Genomic DNA, 6,612 nt, shown 5'->3' with positions numbered 1-6,612 from the left:
TAGAGCCGCGCAGTCCGCCGCCCCGGCAGGCGGAGGGCTGCAACTCGTCGGTGCTCGTTGCTGCTCACCGCTGGCGGCGAACTACTATAGGCCGAGAGCGAATAGCGCGATTCAGAGAATCGCCGTCTTCGGCGCGCAGCGAACGCCGAAGGCGGGCGCCGGGGGGCGCGCCCGAGGAAGAATGGGCGGAGAGTTGGGCTAAACTTTTGGGCTGTGCTCTTGCGACCCTTTAGGGTCGCCGGCCCTGTCGCCCAGCGGCGAAGCCGCTCGGGGGAATGGGCGACAGGCCGAACTGTTGTTGCGCCTAGCACGAATGGGGCTAGCTCCTGCGACCCAACGGGTCGCGCGGGCCGGAGCCACCCTACGCGGCGGGCTGCAACTCGTCGGAGCTCGTTGCGCCTCCGCTGGCGGCGAACTGCCTAAAAGAAACGAATGGGCAGTGCTCCTGCGACCCTTTGGGTCGCGCGGGCCGGAGCCACCCCCGGCGTAGGGCCGCAACTCGTGAGCCTCGTTCGGCCCCCGCTAGCTCCGTCCGCCAAAGTCGACCCAGTTAGAGTAACTCCAACCCCTTGCCCCCCGCGAGCGGCACCCTCGTTTATTCCGAGAGGCAACGCAACTGAAAACCGTGCGCCCGATGGCTCGCCCCGTGAGCATCGAAGTATTGCGTGTGGAAACTCAGATCCACACCGTGCATTCCGTTCGTTTCGGAAGACCAACTGAACCCATGCTTGCCGAGACTCATTAGCTCGCCCGTAGTTCTTTCGCGGTAGCCCGGGGCGGTGCCGCTCGGCATTCGAACCGGCTTTTCTCTGCCCCAATGGTCCCTCTACCTCAGGCAATCGACCTGCCTCGTTTCCCATTTAGGGTAGAGGCTGCCAATAAAACGCCCTGTGGGCGCGTTTATTCCGAGAGGCACCGCAACTGATAACCGTAGGCGCGGTAGTCTGCGCTGCCGGGATTGAGCCAAACGGTGCCGATTCCCAGAAACATGCCATGGGTGTCAAGAAACGGATACGACCAACTATAACCGTAATCGCCTGCACCGCCTATGGCTCCCTCTGAACGACCGCGGAAGCCCGGGGCCACCCGCACCGTGCTCGAAACTCGCTCGATTTCCGAAAATCGCAAAATAATCCTATATTTGCATATCCTCCCACCTCCGACCACGTGAAACGAAAGACCTCCATAGCCTTTTTGAGCTGGGCCTTGTTCCTGCTGCTGGTCGTGCCCTTTGTGCCGCACCACCACCATGCCGGTGCTATGTGCCTGGAGGTCGAACACCGAGTCGGTGGCGATTCCGATCTCGCACATCCTCACGCCGGCCATGACGCCGACGACCGGAGTTCGTGTCTGGAAGAGCAGCGTTTCGTAGCCGGCGAAGATCATCGGACGACCCCCGATTTTTGGATGCCGATTTGCGGCGGATGCTGGCATTGTGCTGAATTCCATCGAATTAAGGACATATCCTCTTTCGTCTTTTATGACAGCCCTCTCTTTTTGTGGGCCAGCGACGGCGTGCTGAGCCACCGCGTTCGGCGCGGGCCTCCGGCAGTTTTTCAGTCCTGAAAAGATTCCTTTCGAATTTCTTGAAAAATGTACCTTATTCCTCTGATAAATAGAGGAGTAAGGTAGAGTCCGTCTATATTATCCATCTCCAGCGATGAAGACCTTATTATTCGTTCGAAAATCCCTATTTTTCCTTTTGGCAGCCGGTTGTGCAGCCTGCGGAACCCCCGCCCACGACCACTCTGCCGAAACCGCCGACGAGCACGATCACCCCGTCGAAACCGCTCCCGCCGCTGACGAACACGACCATCCCGGCGAAGTCGGCTTCACCCGCGCCCAGGCCGCAGCCGCCGGACTCGAAGTCGAGACCGTCTCGCTGGCACCCTTCGCCGCCGTTATTCCCGTCGGCGGCCAGCTCCAGTCCCCCGCCGGCGACGAACAGACCATCGCCGCCCCGTCCAGCGGCATCCTCTACTTTACCGATCCCTCGCTGACCGAAGGCTCCGCCGTGCGTGCCGGCGCGACCCTCGCCTCCATCTCCGGCGAGACCCTCCTCGACGGCGACCCCGTCCAGCGCGCCGCCCTGAACTTCGAAGCCGCCGAACGCGAATACCGCCGCGCCGAAACCCTCCGGGCCGATACCCTCCTCTCCGCCCGGGAGTTCGACGCCATCCGCGCCCGCTACGAAGCCGCCCGAGCCGCCTGGCGCGGGCAGGCACAGCGCATGACCGCCCGCGGACTCGCCGTGCCCGTTCCCATGAACGGCTACCTCAAGAGCCGTCTCGTCGGGCAAGGCGAATACGTCTCCGTCGGCCAGCCCATCGCCGTCGTGGGGCGGAACCGTCGGCTGCAACTGCGCGCCGACCTGCCCGAACACGCCTTCCGCTCGCTGAGCGCCATCCGGAGCGCCCATTTCCGCACCGCCTATGACGACACCGTCCGGCGTCTCGCCGACCTCGACGGCCGCCTGATCTCCACCGGCCAGGCCGCCGCCGGAGCCTATATCCCCCTCGTCTTCGAATTCGAAAACCCCGGCGACCTCCTGCCCGGCTCTTTCGTCGACGTCTACCTCCTCGCCCGGCCGCGCGAAGAGGCCATCACCGTTCCCCTCTCCGCCCTGACCGAAGAGCAGGGCCTTCGGTTCGTCTATCTCCAGCTGGAAGACGAAGTGTTTAAGAAACAAGAGGTTAAAGTAGGGCAGAACGACGGCTCCCGCGTCGAGATTCTCAGCGGGCTCGAGCCCGGCGACCGCGTCGTGACCCGCGGCGCCTATCAGGTGAAACTCGCCGGCGCCTCGGCTGCCATCCCCGCCCATACCCACAACCACTAATCTCCGCCCGTCATGCTCAATAAAATCATCCGATTTTCGCTCGACAACCGCCTCGCCGTGCTTGTCATGTCGGTGCTGCTGCTCGTCGGTGGCCTTTACACCGCCTCGCGGATGGAGGTCGACGTCTTTCCCGACCTGAACGCCCCCACCGTCGTCGTCATGACCGAAGCCCCCGGAATGGCCCCCGAAGAGGTCGAACGCCTCGTCACCTTCCCCATCGAGACCGCCGTGAACGGATCGCCCGACCTGCGCCGTGTGCGCTCCTCCTCCACCACCGGATTCTCCGTCGTTTGGGTCGAATTCGACTGGGGGACAGATATTTACCGTGCCCGTCAGGTCGTCTCCGAGCGGCTCGCCGCCGTGCGCGAGTCGCTTCCGCCCGAGGTCGGCAACCCGACCCTCGGGCCCCAGTCCTCCATCCTCGGCGAGCTGATGTTCGTCGCCCTCACCGCCGACACCACCTCCCTGCAAGAGCTCCGGACGCTCGCCGACTGGAGCGTCCGGCCGCGGCTGCTGGCCGTCGGCGGCGTGGCCCAGGTCGCTGTGCTCGGCGGCGAAGTCAAAGAGTACCAGATCCTTCTCTCGCCCGCCCGGATGCGGCACTACGGCGTCGGGCTCGACGAAGCCTACGCCGCCGTGCAGAACATGAACCGCAACGTCTCCGGCGGGATACTGTACGAATACGGCAACGAATATATCGTCCGGGGGCTCCTCTCGACCGACGACCCGCAGGCCCTCGGCTCCGCATGGGTCAAACAGAGCCCCGACGGTCGTTCCGTCCGGCTGCGCGACATCGCCGACGTCCGGATCGGGAACCGCTCGCCCCGCACCGGCGTCGCCTCGTACCGCACCGAACCCGCCGTGATTCTGACCCTTTCGAAACAGCCCCAGGTCGGCACCGTCGAGCTCACCGAGCGCGTCGACCGCGCGCTGGCCGAGTTGCAGCATAGCCTGCCGCCCGACGTTCGGCTCTCGACCGACATCTACCGCCAGGAACGCTTCATCGAGAGCTCCATCGACAACGTCCAACGCTCACTGTACGAGGGCGGTATCTTCGTCGCCGTCGTGCTCTTCCTCTTCCTGATGAACCTCCGGACGACCGTCATCTCGCTCGTCGCCATTCCTGTGGCGCTCGTCGTGTCGATCCTGATGCTGAAGCTCCTCGGGCTGACCCTCAATACCATGAGCCTCGGCGGGATGGCCATCGCCATCGGCTCGCTCGTCGACGACGCCATCGTCGACGTCGAGAACGTCTTCAAGCGGTTGCGCGAGAACCGCGCCCGGCCCTCCGAAGAGCGGCGGCCCGTGCTGACCGTTATTTTCGAAGCCTCGCGCGAGGTGCGGATGCCCATCCTGAACTCCACCCTCATCATCATCGTCAGCTTCGTCCCCCTCTTCTTCCTGACCGGGATGGAGGGGCGGATGCTCGCCCCGCTCGGCGTGGCCTTTATCACCGCCCTGTGCGCCTCGACCCTCGTGGCCCTGACCCTGACCCCCGTGCTCTGCAGCTACCTGCTGGGGAGCCGGCGCGAGAACGGCCGCCTTGAGCGCGAACCCTTCGTGGCCAGACACTTGAAACGCCTCTACCTGCGGATGCTCCGCTGGGCCCTGCGCCACCGGGTGTGGGTGCTCGGGGCGACCGGCGTGGCCTTCGTCGGAGCCGTCGTCCTCTTCGCCGGCCTCGGGCGGAGCTTCCTGCCGCCGTTCAACGAAGGGTCGTTCACCATCAACGTGAGCACCCTGCCGGGGATTTCGCTCGACGAGTCCGACCGGATCGGCCGCCGCGTCGAAGAGACCCTGCTTTCGATTCCCGAGATACAGACCGTGGGGCGCAAGACCGGCCGGGCCGAGCTCGACGAACACGCCCTCGGGATGAACGACTCGGAGATCGAGGCCCCCTTCGTGCTCGCCGACCGGTCGAAAGAGGCCGTCCAGGCCGAGATTCGCGAGCGGCTCGGCGCGATTCCGGGGATCAACGTCGAGGTCGGCTCACCCATCACCCACCGCATTGACGCGATGCTCTCCGGGACGCGGGCCAGTATCGCGATCAAGCTCTTCGGGCCGGATTTGAAACGGCTTTACAGCCTCGGTAACCGAATTCGCGAAGCGGTCGAGGGAGTCGACGGGCTGGCCGATCTGAATGTCGAACAGCAGGTCGAACGTCCTCAGTTACAGATCGAACCGAATCGCGAGATGCTGGCCCGGTACGGGATTTCGTTGCCCGCGTTCGCGCAGCTGGTGAATGTGATGTTGGCAGGCGAGGCGGTCTCGACGGTCTATGAGGGCGACCGTTCGTTCGACCTGACCCTGAAAGTGGACGACGCGGGCCGGGCGACGGCCGATCGGATCGGCGACCTGACGGTGGATGCCGGAGGCCGGAAAGTACCTCTGCGCCAGCTGGCTACGATTCGGTCGTCGATGGGGCCCAACACGATCAACCGCGAGAATGTCTCCCGGAAGCTGGTCGTGTCGGCCAACGTGGCGGGGCGCGATCTTCGGAGCGTGGTGCAGGAGATTCGGCAGGCGATCGACGCGGAGGTCGAGCTGCCGGAGGGCTATCGCATCGAGTACGGGGGCCAGTTCGAGAGCGAGCAGGCCGCTTCGCGGACCCTGCTGCTGACTTCGGTGTTGTCTGTGCTGGTGATTTTCCTGCTGTTGTTCAATCAGTTCCGGAGCGTGAAGCAGTCGGCGGTCATCCTGTTGAACCTGCCTTTGGCCCTGATCGGCGGCGTGTTTGCCGTGTGGGTGACGGGGGGAGTGATCAGCATTCCGGCGATCATCGGTTTCATCTCGCTGTTCGGCATCGCGACCCGGAACGGGATGTTGCTGATCGCGCGTTATAACGACCTGCGATTGTCGGGGATGTCGTTGATGAATAGTGTGATACAGGGCTCTGCCGACCGGCTGAATCCGATTCTGATGACGGCCCTGACCTCGGCCCTGGCGTTGATTCCGTTATCGTTGGGGGGCGACCTGCCGGGGAACGAGATTCAGAGTCCGATGGCGGATGTGATTTTAGGCGGTTTGTTCACCTCGACCTTTTTGAACGGCTTCGTGATCCCGATCATGTATCTGCTGACGAGCCGTCCCGACCGTTCGCAGGCCGATTGATGGTGGCCGTGTTACTTGGGGCCCCGGCAGCTTAAGGATGCGCAGCATCCGTCGAAGGATGCGCGGACAAAGAACAAGGCCGCGGTTTTGTGCATGCGGGTAGACCCGGCCAAAGCATCCCATAGGGATGCGCTCTAAAGTCTTTTTGGTTCTTTTTCTTCAGAAAAAGAACGGTACTATCCGGGTCAAAGCTCAACCGCGCGCGACCGCTGAAGTAGGAAATCATTCAAACGCGTAGTTCGCGTTTGAATAAGATTTCCGCCAGCGCGCGGACAAAGGATTGGGCTGAGGCGGTTAAGCGATACGCAGTATCGCTCCGTCCCGCCGGTGCGCCCATCGGGCGTTTTGTTAGGGTTGTCTTTGCTTTACTAACCGACCGCCGCCCGCGCAGGGTAGTTTCAGGCGGGTGAAAGTTCGACCGCGCGCGATCGCTGAAGTAGGAAATCATTCAAACGCGTAATTCGTGTTTGAATAAGATTTCCGTCAGCGCGCGGACAAAGAACGTGGGGTAGAGGCTGGCAGTAAAACGCCCTGTGGGCACACCTGCCCGGCAGACGCGTTCGCGCCACTGCGGGCGGCCTTTTATTACATCGCGCGCCACGCTTAAAGAAGCGATTCAGCGATTTCGGCGGTAGCCGAATTATAGATGAATCGCGCAGGCGCGC

The 6,612-nt window shown here is 63.3% G+C and carries 4 protein-coding genes; 3 read left to right on the top strand and 1 reads right to left on the bottom strand.

Features of this window, described 5'->3' with window-relative positions:
• Positions 1 to 595: 595 nt before the first annotated feature.
• Positions 596 to 742, bottom strand: coding sequence for a hypothetical protein (locus tag QZ302_RS07945; RefSeq protein WP_294594281.1), 147 nt, complete (start codon positions 740 to 742; stop codon positions 596 to 598).
• A gap of 518 nt (positions 743 to 1,260) precedes the next feature.
• Here QZ302_RS07945 and QZ302_RS10015 point away from each other — a divergent pair.
• The 3 genes from QZ302_RS10015 (at position 1,261) to QZ302_RS07930 (ending at position 5,947) form a co-directional block, all read left to right on the top strand.
• A complete protein-coding gene (locus tag QZ302_RS10015) occupies positions 1,261 to 1,566 on the top strand; it encodes a hypothetical protein (RefSeq protein WP_365320720.1) in 306 nt (101 codons plus the stop codon).
• Between the two features lie 136 nt (positions 1,567 to 1,702).
• Entirely contained in the window at positions 1,703 to 2,836 is a 1,134-nt protein-coding gene (locus QZ302_RS07935; RefSeq protein WP_294594279.1) for an efflux RND transporter periplasmic adaptor subunit, read from the top strand.
• Positions 2,837 to 2,848: 12 nt separating this feature from the next.
• Positions 2,849 to 5,947 carry an efflux RND transporter permease subunit gene (locus tag QZ302_RS07930; protein WP_294594278.1) on the top strand — a complete coding sequence of 1,033 codons (3,099 nt, stop codon included), beginning with the start codon at positions 2,849 to 2,851 and terminating at the stop codon, positions 5,945 to 5,947.
• Positions 5,948 to 6,612 lie beyond the last annotated feature (665 nt).

Source organism: uncultured Rikenella sp. (assembly GCF_910579375.1).
Lineage (GTDB): Bacteria > Bacteroidota > Bacteroidia > Bacteroidales > Rikenellaceae > Rikenella.
Note: the sequence above shows the minus strand (reverse complement) of the source record. Positions and strands in the feature narration are given on the sequence as shown.